This is a genomic window from Stratiformator vulcanicus (genome assembly GCF_007744515.1).
GTDB classification, from domain to species: domain Bacteria; phylum Planctomycetota; class Planctomycetia; order Planctomycetales; family Planctomycetaceae; genus Stratiformator; species Stratiformator vulcanicus.
Window position 1 is genome coordinate 3,035,756 of sequence record NZ_CP036268.1, and the last position, 17,275, is coordinate 3,053,030.

At 58.8% G+C, this 17,275-nt stretch carries 12 protein-coding genes; 3 read left to right on the forward strand and 9 right to left on the reverse strand.

The window, feature by feature from the left end; genetic code table 11:
* Positions 1 to 83: 83 nt before the first annotated feature.
* On the reverse strand, positions 84 to 2,375 hold the full coding sequence (locus tag Pan189_RS11850) for a hypothetical protein (protein ID WP_145364116.1): 2,292 nt from the start codon (positions 2,373 to 2,375) through the stop codon (positions 84 to 86).
* Positions 2,372 to 4,810 (reverse strand): BatA domain-containing protein, encoded by a 2,439-nt coding sequence (locus Pan189_RS11855; RefSeq protein WP_145364117.1) that lies wholly within the window; start codon positions 4,808 to 4,810, stop codon positions 2,372 to 2,374. Before Pan189_RS11855 ends, Pan189_RS11850 begins: the two co-directional genes overlap by 4 nt.
* A 45-nt stretch (positions 4,811 to 4,855) precedes the next feature.
* Between Pan189_RS11855 and Pan189_RS11860 the strand changes: the two genes are divergently transcribed.
* Positions 4,856 to 6,511 (forward strand): sulfatase family protein, encoded by a 1,656-nt coding sequence (locus Pan189_RS11860; protein WP_310820372.1) that lies wholly within the window; start codon positions 4,856 to 4,858, stop codon positions 6,509 to 6,511.
* A gap of 77 nt (positions 6,512 to 6,588) precedes the next feature.
* On the opposite strand, the gene Pan189_RS11865 is transcribed toward Pan189_RS11860, so the two are convergent.
* The 5 genes from Pan189_RS11865 to Pan189_RS11885 form a co-directional block, all read right to left on the reverse strand.
* On the reverse strand, positions 6,589 to 7,404 hold the full coding sequence (locus Pan189_RS11865; RefSeq protein ID WP_145364118.1) for a metal-dependent hydrolase: 816 nt from the start codon (positions 7,402 to 7,404) through the stop codon (positions 6,589 to 6,591).
* Between the two features lie 162 nt (positions 7,405 to 7,566).
* Entirely contained in the window at positions 7,567 to 8,211 is a 645-nt protein-coding gene (locus tag Pan189_RS11870; protein ID WP_145364119.1) for a SpoVG family protein, read from the reverse strand.
* Between the two features lie 134 nt (positions 8,212 to 8,345).
* A complete protein-coding gene (gene ispE, locus Pan189_RS11875; protein WP_145364120.1) occupies positions 8,346 to 9,233 on the reverse strand; it encodes a 4-(cytidine 5'-diphospho)-2-C-methyl-D-erythritol kinase in 888 nt (295 codons plus the stop codon).
* Between the two features lie 341 nt (positions 9,234 to 9,574).
* Positions 9,575 to 10,906: a Gfo/Idh/MocA family oxidoreductase gene (locus Pan189_RS11880; protein ID WP_310820374.1), complete on the reverse strand. Its 1,332-nt coding sequence runs from the start codon at positions 10,904 to 10,906 to the stop codon at positions 9,575 to 9,577.
* A gap of 190 nt (positions 10,907 to 11,096) precedes the next feature.
* Complete coding sequence (locus tag Pan189_RS11885; RefSeq protein WP_145364121.1) at positions 11,097 to 12,269, reverse strand: formylglycine-generating enzyme family protein; 1,173 nt, start codon at positions 12,267 to 12,269, stop codon at positions 11,097 to 11,099.
* 27 nt (positions 12,270 to 12,296) lie between these two features.
* On the opposite strand from Pan189_RS11885, the gene Pan189_RS11890 reads away from it, so the two are divergent.
* Together Pan189_RS11890 and Pan189_RS11895 are read left to right on the forward strand one after the other, a co-directional pair.
* Positions 12,297 to 13,322: an FAD:protein FMN transferase gene (locus Pan189_RS11890; RefSeq protein WP_145364122.1), complete on the forward strand. Its 1,026-nt coding sequence runs from the start codon at positions 12,297 to 12,299 to the stop codon at positions 13,320 to 13,322.
* A 320-nt stretch (positions 13,323 to 13,642) separates the two neighbouring features.
* Complete coding sequence (locus tag Pan189_RS11895) at positions 13,643 to 14,806, forward strand: hypothetical protein (protein ID WP_145364123.1); 1,164 nt, start codon at positions 13,643 to 13,645, stop codon at positions 14,804 to 14,806.
* A gap of 100 nt (positions 14,807 to 14,906) precedes the next feature.
* Here Pan189_RS11895 and Pan189_RS11900 read toward each other — a convergent pair whose 3' ends face one another.
* A complete protein-coding gene (locus tag Pan189_RS11900; RefSeq protein WP_145364124.1) occupies positions 14,907 to 15,701 on the reverse strand; it encodes an inositol monophosphatase family protein in 795 nt (264 codons plus the stop codon).
* A gap of 253 nt (positions 15,702 to 15,954) precedes the next feature.
* Positions 15,955 to 17,202 (reverse strand): lactate racemase domain-containing protein, encoded by a 1,248-nt coding sequence (locus Pan189_RS11905; RefSeq protein WP_145364125.1) that lies wholly within the window; start codon positions 17,200 to 17,202, stop codon positions 15,955 to 15,957.
* Between the last annotated feature and the right edge of the window lie 73 nt (positions 17,203 to 17,275).

The following is a 17,275-nucleotide window of genomic DNA, read 5'->3' on the forward strand; positions in this document are numbered from 1 at the left end:
GGTCACCGCTCCCGAGCAATAACCGGTAATACCGTTCCAAACAGTCTAATTCTGTATTCGACACGCGGACATCGCCATTCGCGTTACGCGAGCCCCGATCGCTTCCTCACAATCCACTCCGCGGTCATCAGTGCGATGAAGGCGGCCAAGACCAACGGGTGATCCCACAACGTTTGACGGCGTGTGCGTTCAAGAAGTTCCTCGCCCGGGGGCGAGCGGTTCCAGCGGGCCAGCAACTGCCCTAATTCTTCGGGCGCGAGGAATGCTCCGCCCGAGAGATCGGAAATTTCGCGCAACAGCGTCAAATTGGCCGCGGGCTCGTCCAGCTCGAGGTCGCGTTGATCGACGATAAACCGCGCGAATGCATCGAGGCCGAGAAATCGTCCGCCCCGAGATGCCGACACTTTGGCCCAATAGTCTCCCGGCTGCCCGGTACCGTCGAAGGTCGATCTCCGGACTCCGTCGACATTGACCGAGTCAGCACTGACTGCAGCGGATTGACCATCCGGAATCAAAATTGTGGCTTTGATGTCGGCGTCGGCAAGGGTTTCGGCCGTTTCGTCTTGAACGCCGTATTCGAGCTCGATAGTCCCGTCAGGCAGGACATTGCGCCGGTCGAGTCGAACGAAGACCGGTTGATCCGTTTCGGCTTCTTTCCGGGCGAGCCACAAAATGACCTGCCGCCAGAATCGCTGATGTTTTTCGCCCAAGCCGCCAAGCACCCAGAGGAACGTCGTATCGCCCGCAAACGCCAGCACGCGTGAGCCCCCGACCTCCGAAGCCATTAGGAGCGGTACTCCCTTTTCGCTTTCCGCCCAGATCTCGACCAGTGGATTGGCTGCAACCAGACGATTCGCTCCTTCGAGCCTCGGCAACTCCGCCCATGCCTCGGCATTGTCGGCCCCCGATACCAGTTGCATCACATATCTGCGATCCCCGATCGACGTCGGCACCATCGCGACAGCCTCACCGATGTGCCGCTCTGCGGGAACGGGCTGCCCCGTTGGGATCGGCCGATCGTTCAGACGAACCGGGAGATACTGAGCGAGTGCCGAGCGGCCGTATCCGCCGGTCGCAAAATTCTGATAACCGCCGAGCATCATCAGCCCGGACCCATCGCGGAGGCATCGAATCAGGCGAGCCGTCCTATCGGAACCGAACGCTGACGCCGGTACATCTCCGATGATGTAAGCATCATAGAGACCGGGCTCGAAGTACTTCACATCGATTGAACTCGCAGTGCCGCCGGGCAAGACGGGGACGAAATCGAGTTGGATTTTGTCCGACGTGTTGATCAGCCGCAGAAATTTTTGCTCCGGTCGAAGTCGATCGAAATAGGCAACGCGAATACCGCCCTGCTTGACGGTGACGATCGTTTCGCGGCGATTGTTTTGCGTTCGCACTTCGCCGTCGACCGCTTCAATTTCCAAGCCGACCTTGATCTCTCCATTTCGATCGGGAATGAAGGACAGCTCGACGGGAATCCGTTCAGAATTGGAGACCGGTTTGACGGTCGTGACGGGATTGGCCCCGCCTCCGCCGGCGACGGGGTTCATCGGACCGCTCTCACCGAGCGTTTTGCCGGTTCGATCTTCGACCAATAATCGTACTGAGAATTCGCGTCCCGCTCCTCCGATGATTCGCACGACGCCGTTGACCGGGACGATCTTCTTTTCGAACACGACCGGATCAATTTGAAACTCTTCGACGGCCAGTTCCGTTCCGCCGCCGGTCGCCCCGTCACTACCGAACCCGACGGTGTAGATCGGAACGCCGGACAGACCCAACCGACGTGCGACGCCACGAACGTCTTCAGCCGGATCGACGTTCGGAGTTCGTTCCGCCCCGTCACTCAGGACGAGAACCGCTGCCGATCGATCCGATGCCCCGCCTTCGGCAATGCGAGAGAGAACCCGACCGATCGCGCTTTCTTCGCCCATCGCGTCGGACGACCATTGGCCGTCGTCAGCGTCGAGCAAAGTTAACTGCGCCGCAAAGTCATAGAATTTGACTTCGACCTGCTCTGAAATCGACCGGAATGCCGGCAATTGCTCTTTCACGACAGCGAGTGCTCGTTCGCGACGCGGCAGTCGTCCAGCGGTATCCGCGATCGTCATACTGCGGCTTTCGTCGATGAGGACATGCACCGTGACGACGTCGTCGGAACGATCGCGGAATCGGAACTCCGGACGCAACAAAGCCAACAGCACGAGTAGCAACGCGAGGAAGCGACAAGTCAGAATCGACCACTTCGCCGCCGGAGAGAGCGAGCCGATGCGACGTCGATAGGTCCACCACGTCATCGCGACCGCGACGACGATCACACCGAAAGTGACAGGCCACGACCAGATCGGACTGACGCCAAGCTCGATCACCGTCGGCCCTCCGTCGGGGATACGCCACTCGCCTCTTCGCCGCGACCGCCGTAGAAGCGATTTGCTAGAAGACCCTCACCAAAAAACGCCAGCAGCAAAATGATGATCAGGCCCGGCCCCGCTTCGACACCGAGTGTGGTTTCTCGCAACTCAAGGTTCACGCCGTCCATATCGGTGATGACGTCGTATCCATCCGGACCGAGCGTTTCATCGAGCCGCTCCGCCGGAACCCGTTCAAAATTTGATTCTCGGTCGGACGCATTCACGGCCAACCAAGTGGAATCGGTCGTCGAATCACGTCGAACCGTCAGCCGGTAAAGCCCGGCTTCCTCGAACGGATCAAGCGTGATTTCCGATTGCTCGCCACTGACCGGCAGAATCTGATCTTCGAGCGAGGGTAATTTCAACACAACGTTAGCTGTGTCGGTGGTCGCCGACTCGGAGAGCCGAACCGTCGCGATCTCTCCGGCCCGAAAATTGAGTCGCTGCCCGGACAGATCAATCAGCCAGCTGGTCAACTGGTCGACCAACGCCACGAACGCCCATTGAGCCGACGTCAAATCGTTCCAATCGGAGCTGCCCAGCCCGGTCGTCATGAGGGCCGTCCGACCGGCACCGACCGTTGCCGTCAGTAGCGCCGCACGCGGCTCGCCCGGTAGCGTATATTTGAGCAATTCGCGAGCGGTCGGGTCGACGGCGACCTTCCAGTGACGACGAATATCCCACGCGGTCAATTCGGTCAGTCCTTCGAACTCATCGAGTCGGCGGATGACTCGGTGTGACCTGTCGCCGGAGACCAAACGCTGCGGTGGTTCGAAAGCGAGATTCACGAGCAATTCCGCAGGCAATATCGACTGGGCCTCCGCCGAGTTATAGGCGAAGCTCTCGACCGCCGTCCCCAGCACCACGCCGAGACCTCCTCCGGCTCGGACGAATTTCCCGAGACGTTCCCACTGCCTGTCGGAAGGCTCTCGCACATCGACAAGCAGGACGGCGTCGAACTCGTCGAGCTTCGCGTCATAAAACGCGGAGGTGCTGATGCGGGTGACGACAAATCTCGCAAGGTTCTGTCGCACCAAGATTGAGGGGGCCAACGCTTCACCGGTCAGATACGTCGCCTCAAGCGAGTCGGAGACCAACAGCACCCGAGGCGGGTCGACGACCCGAACCACGAAGAATCGTCGGTCATCGGCCGAGAAGGGATCGCCGACCGTCGTACCCACGGTTCCGCGGACGAAGCCGGCATGATCGACAGGAATCCGAAATTCGAACGTCCCCGTTCCATCAGTCGAAATACTCTTCTGACCGCGGACGACTTCCGAGTCCGCCGATTCTTCGACTCGTACTTCAACGGGCACCTTCGACTCAGTCGGATTGACGCCGACGATCCTCCCGCGGAGCGTCGCAATGCCGCCAGCGAGCACGCCGTCATCAGCCAGTTCAACATCGGCGAGTCCGATATTCGAAGGTTCGGTCACACCGACATCGACGAAGAACACCGGGTAGGCGGGGTCGGCAACTTCTTCCGAAACAATCTGTGAGCTGTCCCAAGATGATGCAGTCAGATCTGTGAACACAAAGACCGCGCGAGCGAACGGGTCACGTCGAAGTTCAGCCGGGCCGTCTCCGAGGTCCTCGATCAATCGGGAGCGATCATCCTCGAGCGTCCTAATCGCTTCCCGAACGCTGCGATTTAATGCCCCTCCACCCGCTCTCGGTTCGAGGGAATCGATTTTCGCCCTCACTCCTTCTTTGTCCCGAAAGAAAACCGGCCGCACGTTCGTCGATGAGTCGGCCACCGCGATGCGCGAACCGCTCGGAAGGTCTGAGAGGTGTTGCTCCGCAAGTTCGGCTGCCGCCTCCAACCGGCTTTGTCCCTCGCGGATGTAGCCCATGCTGAGGCTTGTGTCGAACAGATAGACGGCGGCGAGCGGAACGTCATCGTCAGCATCCATCGAAGGCGACTGGGCATCAGCAAATACGCGAGAGCCGTAGGGCCAACCGACGAGCAAACCGACTACAACGACGACCAACGTGATCACCGCGGTCGCCGAAACTGACCGTCGATACGACTCTTCATGCTGTTGAGAAGCACGCCGATTCCAAAGCAACTCAGACACCAAGAATATCAGCCCTCCGGTCACGACAATCGCCAGTGCGGTAATCCACTCGGTCGATGTCGGTCGATAGCTCGCCGCCGGCAACAGCGGTCGGGCTAGCAGAAAGATAAATGCGGCCAGCAGGACCAGCCGCAGTACGAGCAACCAGAAGCGTCTGAGTCGAATTCGTCGTACATTCCGTTTCTTGCGCCGTGCGACGAGCTGCAACGCAGGGAACAGCATCCGCTTCGGCTTCGGACGCATCAACAGATGGATAATGACCGGCACCGCCAACGCGGCCAGGAAGGCGAGCAATCCCGGATGAATGAACGACATTCTCGAGCGACGTGATAGGCAAAGATTGGCGGCTGGATTCCGAATGTGTCATTCTACGCAGCCGAGCCGTCCTTCGCACCGGCAGAGGTCTTCATCGACCGGGCTCTTTACGCGATGCGAAGCTCTAATCGCTTTGAGAATCGTTCCCCGACCTACGCCACCCTCTCCAGAAATTTGACAATGCGCGTCTCGCTCGCCGCTCAATGGCTCTTTCTCACCGCAGTAATACCCACAGGATGGGACTGTTTCGTCAGTGCAGCTTCTGGATCGGAGTCGAATCCGCCGAACATTCTGCTCGCGATTTCAGATGATCAATCTTTCCCCCACGCCGGCGCATATGGGTGTCGCGGCATATCGACCGCCGCGTTCGATCGAGTCGCCGCGGCGGGTGTCCTATTCACGAACGGTTATTGCGCCTCGCCGGGATGCAGCCCATCTCGTGCGGCACTATTGACCGGTCGGCACACCTGGGAACTGTCCGAAGCCGGCACGCACGCGAGCTATTTTCCGAAAGAGTTCGACACGTTCCCATATATGCTGGAGCGCTCAGGCTATCACATCGGCAGTACCGGCAAGACGTGGGGACCGGGCAACTGGCGCGACGCGGGCTGGGACGAGAGCCCCGGCGGCCCGAAAACTATGACCGAACGAATGAAGTCCCCGAAGTTCATCGGCACCCCCGACTACGCCGGCAACTTCGAAAGTTTTCTCGACTCGGCCCCGGACGAGAAACCGTTTTTCTTCTGGTTCGGATCGTACGAACCCCATCGCCCCTATGAGCCCGGCATTGGCGTCAAAAACGGCAAGTCGATCGATGATGTCGAAGTCCCTCCTTATCTGCCCGATACACCCGAAGTCCGATCGGACCTGCTCGATTATTACTTCGAAATCGAATGGTTCGACCAGCATCTCGCCCGGATGCTCAAACGCCTCGAGCGCGACGGCCAACTTGAAAACACATTGGTGATTGTCACTTCTGACAACGGGATGCCGTTCCCGCGTGCCAAAGCGAATTGCTATGAAGCCGGCATTCACGTTCCGCTGGCAATCAGTTGGCCGAATTCCGTTCCGCCGGGCCGGCAGTCGGACGACCTCGTCGGTTTCGTCGATCTGACCGCAACAATGCTGCAGGCAGCCGATGTCGAGGCAGCGACGCCACTGTCGGGTCGCAGTCTTCTGAGCCTGCTGAAGTCGAACGCCGAAGGCGTCATCGAACCCGACCGCGACGCCATCTTCGCCGGGCGTGAGCGACATTCGTGCTCGCGTCACAACAATCTTGCCTATCCCATGCGGGCCATTCGGACGCGGGACTATCTGCTGATTCATAACTTTCGCCCCGACCGCTGGCCCGCAGGGCATCCCAAGGGCTTTCGCGATGATCCGTTCGGCTTTTACGACATCGACGCGGCGCCGACGAAGACACTGATGATCGAGCGGCGAAAGGAGCCGGACATGAAAAAACTGTTTGAACTCTCGGTCGCCAAGCGTCCGGAGTATGAACTCTTCCGACTTTCGGACGATCCGCACTGCTTGAAGAACTTGGCGCAGGATCGCGATTTGTCCATTGAGATGGCTGAACTCAAGGTCAAACTTCGAAAAGAACTTCACCGAACCAAAGACCCGCGCATCGGCCCGGGCGAAGGCAACGTCTACGAGACTTACCCGCGCTTTAACGTGATGCGCACATTCCCCCCGAATTAAATTCGGTTCGTCCTTCCAATACTGCGGTCGGACGCAGCAGTCCGTCAGCGTAAGGGAGCACGATTCGCAATCAACGCTTAGAGCGGTGCCGGGCCGAACTCGGCGGCAAAGCGGTCCAGCGTCTCGTCGCGAGGGCGTTGATTGGCCGGACCGCTTATAGCGGGACGCTTGGGATTCGGCGTCGCTTTTTGATCGGGCGTTGCTGGGCCTGTCTGTTGTTCCAGCGGTTCGACCTGTTCCACAATCATCCGCGGCGGCAGAAGGCGGTCGGACTTCATAACGACCGCGTAGCTCAGAAACATCAGCAGGCCGTACGTGATCGCATTGGGGCCGAAGCCGGGACCGAAGAATTTGATCGCTGTTCCCGCAGACTTCGCCAAGCGAGGGCGAATTCCGTTCCACTGCACACTGTAGAATTCGTCAAGCAACAGGTGAGAGAAGAAGCCAACCCCCACACCGGCTGCCATCAATAACCGGACGGACAACTCGGGGCTCTTATAGGCCAGGAACACAATCTGTGCCGCGATCAGCATCGCCGGCAGACTATGGAACATCCCGCGATGGACCGTGAACTTGTCGAGCAGCCAGGTGCCGCCGTAGCGGATCGCGGCATAGAGCAGAATTCCTGTCAGGATCGTCGCGTCGATCCCGCCGGTCACGTCGACCAGCCGCCGAATGGCAATCATCGGTCCGACCGCGGCAAGAAGTGCCGTGATCTCGCGAACCGGTCGGCCGCCGCGAGCATCGAGATCAGGCAACATTCCGCCGATCCAGGTCAGGCAGCCAGCGATCGCTCCCTGAACCGGATCGAACCCGAGCAGCAGCGTGGTCGCAGTACCGTAGCCGACACCGCAAAGTCCACTGACGGTAATGTGCTCGCGATATCCGGCCACCGGGAATCCTTTCCCTCAACGCGTTCGGCAATTTCCGCACTGCCGCCCAATCGAATTAACAATTGGCGATTGAGGACCTTCACGCTCGAGACGATTCGAACAAGCTCAACCGGCAAGGCTCGCGCGATCGGCGGGCAAACCGGCATGACGACGGGGTCGACGCTAAAATAAGCCCTCACCGAATTCATCGGTCGCATGAGCCTGTCGACTGCGGGATTTCATGTTCGCGTGGCGATCTCCGGCCGAATTCGTCGGTTTGCCGCCGCTTGAGTCCGACCGCGCCGGCGGGTCCACGCGGTGCTTCCGCTCGCCCTGCAGGAACGAAACGGACTGCGGGCGTTTATCCTCTTCAATGGGATTCAAATCTTCGTCGTGCAGGCCGGCGTAGCGCTCTTCGCCGTAATCGTCGTATTTGCAAATGTATTCGGGCGATTCGGAAAGCAATATCTCACTCTCGTACGCCGTGACGACCGCTTCCTGAATCATCTCGCGACAAGCGGCATTAATCGGATGAGCGATGTCGGCATAGAGCTTTGCTCGCCCCTCCGAGTCTTTTTCGGCGCGCTCGTCGCTCAGACGGGCACCACACTGATTGCAGTACTCGGCGCGCAAATGGTTCTTGCAGTGGCAACGCGGACAATGATCGGTCAGCTTGCGGCTGGGCATGGCGACGAAAATGCCGCGCCCGCCCTGAATGATTTTTAAATCACGAATCACAAAGGATCCGTCGAACGTAATCGAGCAGAACGCGAGCAGCCGGTCCTGCGCATCGGACATTAATTTGATTCGGACCTCAGTAATCTCCACTGCCGTCCTCCTTCTCGGTCGCACGTATTCAAGTTGCAGCCGTGCCTCCGGGCACGGGGAAGTGTCACACTGTCCGCAGTTGTCAGTTCAGTCGAAGTCAGTCGGAATCGTGCTCATGATCAATCCGCAAGGTGTCAGAGTGTGTGAGTCACGAAGACGTGACCCAGGCGTTGCTGTCGAAGTCGCTCAGCCACGCGACTTACTTCGCGCTTGGATCGACTAATCGCGAAACAGGTCGTTCCGCTGCCGCTCATAAGAACTCGGCCGGGAAGCTCGCGGCGCATCGCGTCACAAACCTTGGAGACTTCAGAACTGAGCCGCTGCGCCGGTTCCTGCAAACCGTTCGAAAGGGCACTGACAACGTCTGCAAAATCTCCGTGCTCAAGCCCACGGATCATCCGTGTCGTTTCTTCGGTATCCCCGGGTTCGACAGCCCGATAGACGGCTCCCGCGGAAAGCCCGGAAGCCGGTTTGACTAAGACAACTTGTAATCGCAGAGGCGACGGAATCTGTTCGATTTCCTCTCCACGCCCGCGACCAACCGCGTACGGGACGCCGGAAACGAAGAAGGCCACGTCGCTGCCGAGTTCGGCTGCCATTTCAGTAAGGCGATCGCGGCCCAAGTTGAGGGACCACAGATTATTGAGGGCGAGTAGCGTGGCCGCCGCGTTTGCGGAACCGCCGCCCAAACCAGCTTCGACCGGTACTCGCTTCCAAAGCGTGATCGCAGCACCGCTACGACAGCCCGCGCGCTCACGGAGAAGTTCAGCGGCTTGCATGATCAGATTGCGAGAGTCGACCGGTAGGGGCGTACTCAAACCGCCGGTGCAATCTCTGACTCGCAGCGTCAACGCATTGTCTGGCTCGATCGCGAACGCCAAATCGTCGCCGAACTCAAGCGCCGCAAACACCGTCTCAATATCGTGGAAACCGTCCGAGCGGCGCTTCCGGATATCGAGTGTCAAATTGATTTTGGATGGCGATCGGACCGTCAGACCACCGCCGTCACGTCGCAGAACCATCGCCGGCCGCGTCCTTTCACCGGTGAATCGGGCCGCTGCGGCAATCCCGACGATGCTGAGCGTCCGGAACCGAGCGCTTTCGTATTCCAAACCTGCCGACAATTGCCAAGATCACGCTAGGAGAGACTTCTCAAACTGTCAAGATAATTCCGATCCGTTCAGTACATTGGACGAAGAACGACGATTGCTGTTCTTCATCATTTTGACTGACGGCTATTGGCCAATCTGCTTCGTCGTCACGACCGACACTCCGTGAGCCCGTGCTAGAAATAAAAACGGCCCTCCCCACTGCGGGGAAGGCCGTCGTCATGTTTTCACTGCCGAACTCAAACGGAGGTCGATCAGATGAACGGTGAATAGACGCCCGGCATCGGAACCGGATACTCGCCTTTGTCATTCGGCATGACAGGAGGTTCGCTTTCCCAGGTCATTTCGGTGGGAACCAGCGACTTGTCAGAGGCCAGTGCCTTCTCCATTGAGATATCTTTGCCGGAGTAGGTCGCCATCCGGCCCAAAATTGCCGTCATGGTGCTCATCGCGCCGTATTCGCCTTCGTTGTAGCTCTTTCCTTTGCGAATGGCCTCTTGCATATCATCGTGCTCGATCTGATACGGATCGCCGTCGGAGGTCAGGCGGACCCGTTCAGAATCGGTCATCATGCGACCGCGACGGTCGGCCATGTCGAGCATACCTTTGGTCCCGTAGGCTTTCTCGGAAACGCTGTTCCAAACCCGAGGGATGTGACGGCACTCGCTGAACACGTGGGTATCGTCATCGAACTCGAATTGCACTGCAAAGTGATCGAAAATCTGACCGTACTTCGGATCGGTGCGGAACTGTCGACCGCCCATCCCGCGTGCCACCGTCGGATATTGGTCTTTGAACCAGCAGGCCACGTCGATGTTATGGATGTGCTGTTCGACGATATGGTCGCCGCAAATCCACGTGTAGTAGTACCAGTTGCGAAGTTGGTACTCGAGTTCGTTCTTGCACTGGCTACGCGACTTGCGCGGGTCCCACACTCCGGCACTGTTCCAATAAACCCGCCAGAACAAGACTTCGCCGAGGTCGCCGTTGCGATACCGGTCGAGCGCCTCGAGGTAGTTCGGTTGATGCCGCCGCTGGAGGCCGACGCCGACTTTCAAGTCTTTCTTCTTCGCCTCTTCAACGGCCGCTAGAACTTTCCGCACTCCCGGCGCGTCGACCGCAACCGGCTTCTCCATAAAGATGTGTTTGCCCTTCTCGACGGCGTACTCGAATTGTCCCGGTCGGAAGCCCGGCGGGGTGGCGAGAATCACTAGGTCGATGTCACTGTCGATCACCTTCTTGAACGCGTCGAAGCCGACGAATTGGCGGTCTTCGGGAACGTCAACCCGCTCGGGACGTGACTTGAACTGAGCCTGCAAGTTGCCCAGTTTACTTTGCAGATGATCTTCAAAAATATCGCCCATCGCGACCAGCTTGACGCTGCCCTCGGTGCTGAGAGCCTGCTTGGCTGCACCGGTTCCGCGTCCACCACAGCCGACCAGACCGACTCGAATCGTGTCGTCACCGCCGGAGTACGCCTTTGCCGAGCCGGCAAAGTTACTCAACACGCCGGTGCCGATCGCGGCGGCAGTCCCGGCCTTCATAAAATCACGACGGGACGAATCGATCCGAGGAGTATCTGCCATCGTCATACCTGCTTTTGGATTAAGAGCGAATTGCTCGGTCAGTTTTTAGAGGCCTCAAACAACCTATCAACATTGACTGATTGTTGTACGGCGTCAGCTGTTTGAACGCAAATGTCGATCCTGACGAGGCAAAGCGGCTCGTATGACGCATCAAGATCGGCCAGACCAATCCGGCCGAACCGATCGCGACCTAATCTTTCAGCTCCCGACGCACATCGGCAGGTGCGGAGCCATCGCCATCGTCGATCCAGCCGCCTTTAAGGCCGTCTTCAGTCACCTCGCCCGGCAATGGCTCCCAACCCATCTCGATCCGTTTCTCCTTTGCAGGAACGTGAAGCGGACGGACCACGCGGAAGCCGACATGCAGGGCGTCGGTAAAGTACCAGATACTCTGCGGAATCTGCGGGTCCTGAATCTTCCAATCAGGATTTGACGACAGACGTGATGCACTTCTGAGTTCGTCGGCCGGCTGATCCCACGATCCGCCCCGCGCCACACGTGGATACTCCTCGGTCGCTTTCGGAACGACGACCGGATTGACCAGCAGGTCGCCTTCCATGCCGGGGTAGAGCGTCGGCGTGTAACGGTCGAGGACCCACTCGGCGACGTTGCCGTGCATATCGAACAGGCCCCAAGCGTTCGGCTTCAGTTGCCCGATCTTCATGTATTGAAAGTCGCTCGTGTCCTCATTCCAGGCGTAGTCTTCCAGGTCGTCGGGATCATCTCCCCACGAGTAGGGCGTGTTCGTCCCGGCCCGGCAGGCATACTCCCATTCGGCTTCCGTCGGAAGCCGATAGTAGTGCCCGGTCTTTTCGCTCAGCCAGACGCAGTACATTTTCGCAGCCAAATGCGTCATCGAAATTGCTGGAAAGCCGTCATGACCCATCTCAAACGTCATGTCGACGTAGGGCTTGGTCGGCCGCGTGACGGCGTCGGCCTTCACGTCGAGATTCGTCGGTTTGATACCAGCCTGCTCACGACGGAGCTCGTCGAGGCGAAAGCTCCAGATGTCGTACTCATCCCACGTGACCTCGTGCTTGCCCATCCAGAATGGTGAGACCTTGACCTTCCGCTGTGGACCCTCGTCCGGATTGCGGCCCTCTTCATCGGCCGGGCTGCCCATCGTAAAGGTGCCCCCCGGGATTGGAACCAAATCAAACTTCACACCGGTCCCGCTAATGACTTCGGTGTAAGGTTTCATTTCCGAAGCCGGTCCGGACTCGGGCGTTCCCGTTTCGGCTTTTGCCGTAGCCGCTTCGGCTTCTGCGGCTGGCGCAACCTCAGCCCAAGAGGCAGAGGCCAAAATCACGGCGGAAAAAACGAGCCATTGAGAACCGGCGTATCGCGTTCGTATGGTTTCCATAGATATCGAGATCAGTCGAGGACGGTGATGATGCGGGGCGGGATTGTTGTGATCGGAATCCTGACGTTCGTCGCGGCCATGCCTTTAGGCTTTGGCGGCGAAACGAACGAAACGCCTAAACTTTCGAGATATGCGTTTCGGCAAATCCAGATGGGGGTTCCGTTCACTCTGATAATGTACGCCCCCGACGAAGCGCGAGCAAATCGGGCGGCCGAAGCGGCCTTCGCGCGAGCGAAAGAACTCAACGCGATCCTCAGCGATTACGACCCCGATAGCGAACTCCGCCAATGGCCGAAATCGGCACAACCCGGAGAACCGTATCCGATCAGCCGAGAACTGTCCGAGGTCTTGCATCGCTCGCAGGAAATCGCTCGAAAGACCAACGGCTCATTCGATGTGACGGTCGGTCCGCTATCGCGACTTTGGCGCATCGCCCGTCGCAAAAAGGAATTGCCGAACACCGAGGCTGTTGCAAGCGCGATGCAATCGGTCGGCTACCGACACCTCGAAATCGATGCTGACGAGCAGATGGCTACGCTGAAACGACCGAACATGCGGTTTGATCTCGGGGGCATTGCCAAGGGCTACGCGGGCGACGAGATGCTGCGAATCCTCCGGGAGCATGGAATCACGCGGGCCATGATCGACGCCTCCGGCGACTTGGCATTAGGCGATTCACCACCGACGAAAAAGGGTTGGACGATCGCCGTTGCCGCCCTCGACACGCCCGACAGCGAGTCGTCCAGAACCATCATTGCCAGAAATTGCGGCATTGCGACGTCGGGCGATGCCTACAACTTTCTCGAAATCGACGGCACCAGATATTCCCACATCGTCGATCCCCGAACCGGTTACGGCCTGACCGATCGCAGCAGCGTCACGGTCATTGCGAAGAACGGGACTGACGCCGATGCCTACGCGTCAGCGATTAGCGTCCTCGGGCCGGAGAAAGGCCTCGCATTGGCTCGCTGCACCGACGACCTCGAAGTACTCGTCGCCTATTCGGAGGCTGAAGAAATCAAAGTGTCGCAGAGTGCAGGGTTTCCGAAATAACGCGGCGTATCGAGGAAGAACTTTCCTTCGCGCGGGACGCTTTTCAGATTTCCGATCCCGTGACTCAGCTCTGCCCGAAATACTTTGACACCGCACTATTGCGCGGCTCCGCCGGAGCAATCGATCGAGTCCGCACTATTAGTGCCATCCGATTTTGCGGAGTTCCGTGCGACAACGGAGCAGCCGATTCCGATGTTTGAGACCAGAAGACAAGGAATCCGGCAGAGCGACGCTCGTCGATTCCATCTCCGTTTCCACACGACAATATCGGCCTGCACGGACGCGGGCCGAGCCAAGCAACAAGCACGGAAGCACGAATGATGTCTACGATCTCTCGCCTCGCGGTCGTCCTCTGTCTAATCCCCTTGGGAATGGAAGCCCGAGCGATGTCGCCCGACGACATATTCGCGTACCCGGCTTCCCACAAAACGTGCGACCGCGACTCGACTCACCAAAGTTGCGGCAATATGGGCTGCGATGAGCGCCCCCTTGATGTCGACTGCGGCACTGATTGTTGCGGAGAGATCGGCTGTGGCTCGGATTGCTCCGCCTGCGGCTTCGGACTCTGCGATACGCTCGGCGGGCTGATCATCCCGCAGCCGTCCTGCCGATACGACCGCACCAAATGCCACCCGATTCCCCAACAGGGTATTCTCTTCGGCTTGCTGCCGCCGGAGTATTTCCTCAGCGATCACTGCTTCGACGACTTCATCCAGCCGGTGACGAACCCGGTCTACGCGACCGACCCGCGGTCGTTCACCCGGGCTCGCTTCCTGTTCATCTCTCAGACCGTGCCCGAAGACATCTTCGGCGGAGGCGACTTCCAGGTTTATGCGCTCCAAGCCACATTCGCGATCAATGAACGATTTGCGATCATCGCGGAAAAAGACGGCTTCATCGTGACCGACCTGCCGGGACTGGCACCGCTCGGAGTGGGCGACGGCTGGGCCAATATCGCCCTCGGGGCCAAATACGTCGCACTCCGTGACGTTTGCAACCAGCAGCTCCTGACAGTCGGTTTGATGTACGAAACCGCCACTGGTGAAGCGGACGCCCTCCAAAGCGGGACCGATGGCATTTGGAACTTCTTCGCCAGTTACGGGAAAGAAATCTTCGACGATACTCACTTCGTCGGCGTGTTCGGGTGGTCGCTGCCCAACAACGGCAGCCTCGATTCCGAATCGATTTACTACAGCGCTCACCTTGACCATGAAGTCTTCGATGGGATCTATGCTCTCGTCGAGTTCAATGGGCGAACCTACATCGACGGCGCTGACGAGTTCCCGTTGCCGATCGAAGGCTTTGACCTGATCAATCTTGGAGCGGCCGGCGTCGACGGCCAGACGACCGTGACCGCGGCGATCGGCGGGGCCTATAAGCCCAACCCGCACTTGGAATTCGCCGCCGCTTGGGAATTCCCGATCTCCAGCAACCGACACCTGTTCGACAATCGAACGACGGTCGGAATCAGCCTGATCTATTAAGCGTTGAATCCGGCGAGTTCAGGGACGGAAGGCCGAGCAAGGGATTTCGCGAGTCGAGAGCGAAATCCCTTGCTTGCGATGCGGGCTTGTGTCGATATCCTCACTCCGCCAGCATCCTGAGTACGTCGTCCTTTAATCCGGGCACCACGGAAATTCCGTCGCCGCCGTAAATGGTGGCTTCACCTTTCCACGTCACGAAGTGCCCGCCCGCTTCTTCGACGATCGGCAGCAGAGGCGCCGCATCCCAGGCACTCATCGCCGGGTCGATCATGAGTTGAGTGCGGCCTGTCGCGACCAAGCAGTGCCCATAGCAATCGCCCCACCCACGGGTCAGCTTCGCCCTTCGGCAGAGCTCTTCAAACGTCGGTTGCCGGCCCATTGAGGCCCAGCGTCGCATCGTTGTGGTGCAAAAGACACCCTGTTCGAGCTTGGGAACGTCGTTCACTCTGGCTCGTCGTGGCTCCCGATTTCGAATCTGCCAATACGCCCCGCCTCCTTTGGCCGCGTACACGACTTCGTCCAGAGCCGGAAACCGCGAGACGCCCGCGAGTGCTTGCCCCTCGTGCTCAATTCCGATCAGCGTGCCGAACAGCGGCACGCCCTGCACGAACGATTTTGTCCCGTCGATCGGATCGAGAATCCAGCGGTACCCGTTCTTCGAGGGCACCTCTTCGAATTCCTCTCCGAGAACCCCGTCTTCAGAAAAGACGGTGTGAATCAAATCCCTGAGTTTCTCCTCGGCTCCCTTATCGGCCACCGTCACCGGGGTCGCATCCTCTTTCGACTCGACCACCAGATCGGGATTCTGAAAGTACTCGAGGATGAACGGACTGACGTCGCGCGCGATCTTCACCGCGAAGTCGAGTCGTGATTGAATTTCAGGATCAACGGGCATGGAGAGTCGAGGGTTAAGAGTCGAGGGTCGAGAGCACGTCCCGTGCGTCCGCCGACACTAAATTCGCGTCGGCACAAACTCAATCGTCCCATATGATCCCGCCGCGCGAGCAAGGGATTTATTCATCGGATACCGACCGAGTAAAGCGAATGACCAACGTCCGACGCCAACCGGCAAGAGTTGAACGAACAAAGCCCTGAGAGCGACGCCTCGCTTGCGCGTCGGGCTATCGAGCAGGGCTTTTTTAAGCGCATTACTCAAGCCGATGCAAATACTCCCCGGCTTTCCGCACGAGCAATACGCCCTCGTTTTCGCGATTGGCAAATGACTCAACATCGATCGTCGCCGGGTCGCGATAGCCGAGATTTATCTTCGCACACGTCTCCGGCGATATCTGTGATGCGAGCGTCACCTGCACGCGGCAGCGCTCTTCACCATTCTCGAAAGTTCCTCCGCCGCGAACATGGGTCGAGTGCGCGAGGACGCCCCACGGGTAGTCCTTGAACTTTTCCCACTGGCCGAGAAAGTAATCGCGGCAGTGATATCCGATCTCTTCAATCACCCGTCCATGAACCTGTGAAATCTCATTCAGGTGCGGTGCGTAAATGATGAGCTCTCCGCCATCGGCAACGACGGGTTCGAGCTTATACATGCATTTTCCGGCAACCCACACCTCGTCGTACATCGGCGGAGCGCAGGAGAGAACCGTGTGAAACGGCTTTGGCTTACGGACGATGTGGACGCGTTCGGAAAGATCGGCCGCATCGTGCCAGGCCTCCTCCGGCGTGCCGTAGAACATGCCGTGAATCGCCGCATCGGACCTTACAACGAAGGTGATACACCGCCGCCGGGTGGGGATCATCGCCCCCGCGCGATCGACGACCCGACGGACCGGCGTATCTTTCACGCCGATGATCCCGACGTTGGTGACCAGCGCCCCGAGCCAGTGGAAAAAATTAAGAAGCTCCGGCCCCGACAGACCGGGAAAGAAGTATTTATTCCCGCCTGAGAACCCGACGACCTCGTGAGGAAAGACCGGCCCGAGAACCAGCAGCGTGTCGTAATCGAGAATTCGCCGATTGATTTTCACCGGGACGTCGAGCCGTAGTCGTTCGTCTGAAAGCGCAGCCGTCTGCTCTTCCGTCAGCGTACCGATCTCAGTCAATGCTTCGGGTCGGTCCCATTCATGGTTGAGCAGTTCGACATCGCGGTAGCGTTCCGCACGTTCGGTCTCGGAAATGCCGAGTAACCGGCAGATATCGTCCTGAGGCATCGGGCGGTGCGTGCCCAAAGCAATCATTACGTCCAGCTTCGAAAGCTTTGCCCCCAAATGGGAATGCAAAGCGTCAAACAGCAGAGGCAGCGGCGCGGTGCGAGTCGCATCCGGAACGATCAGCAGCACTCGTTGACCCGCAAAGTCGTCAGCCGGCACGTTGGCGGAAATCCAGGTACGGACAGCATCACTGGTCAGGACCGGAGCGGTGGGCGGAACGTCAGACATCAAATGTCGCTCGGGAAAATACTTTTCGTAATCGATATTGCCGATTCGTACCGGCACGCCTTGAGGAATGCCA